This is a genomic window from Herbiconiux daphne, from assembly GCF_024979295.1.
GTDB classification, from domain to species: domain Bacteria; phylum Actinomycetota; class Actinomycetes; order Actinomycetales; family Microbacteriaceae; genus Herbiconiux; species Herbiconiux daphnes.
This window is the reverse complement of the sequence record NZ_JANLCJ010000669.1, coordinates 1-560: the sequence shown is the minus strand read 5'-3', so window position 1 is coordinate 560 and position 560 is coordinate 1. Positions and strand designations below refer to the sequence as shown.

Sequence of the window (560 nt, the reverse complement as noted above, 5' to 3'; positions counted from 1 at the left end):
CGATGGGTGAAGTCGTTGACCGTAATGCCCATCCGTTCCAACATGGTTCGATTACTCTGGTTCACAATGGTACTTTGGATAATCAAAGTCTGTTGCCTGATCATCAGAAGTTTGCAGTGGACAGTGAAAACATCGCTTATTCCATTGATAAAATCGGCATCGAAGAAACGATCAAAAAGTTAAACGGTAAGTTTACTCTGGTTTGGTTCGATGCCAAAGACCAGACACTGAACTTTATCCGCAACAAAGATCGTCCGTTCCACTTCATGGAAACATCTTCTGGAGATTGGTTCGGTGCGTCTGAAGAAGATATGCTCATGTGGCTGTCTAAGCGCACCAAAGGGCCGACTGCTAAACGCCACTTCGAAGCAGAAGTGGGGGTTCAGTATGTCTTTGAAATCGCCAATGGTGTGTTCCGTTTCAAGGAGGAACGGAAGCATGAGCTTCCGGTGTTTCGATACGTCTACACCTCTGGGTATCTTGGTACAGGACGCAATTCTATCTGGGATAGCAATGATGACGACGATGGATGGGACAGATACCTCGATAGAAGATATCCT

At 45.9% G+C, this 560-nt stretch carries 1 protein-coding gene; it reads left to right on the top strand.

Annotated features, from left to right (window positions below; genetic code table 11):
* A partial coding sequence (locus tag N1032_RS27055) for a class II glutamine amidotransferase (protein WP_259543789.1) occupies positions 1–560 on the top strand: 560 nt, incomplete at both ends.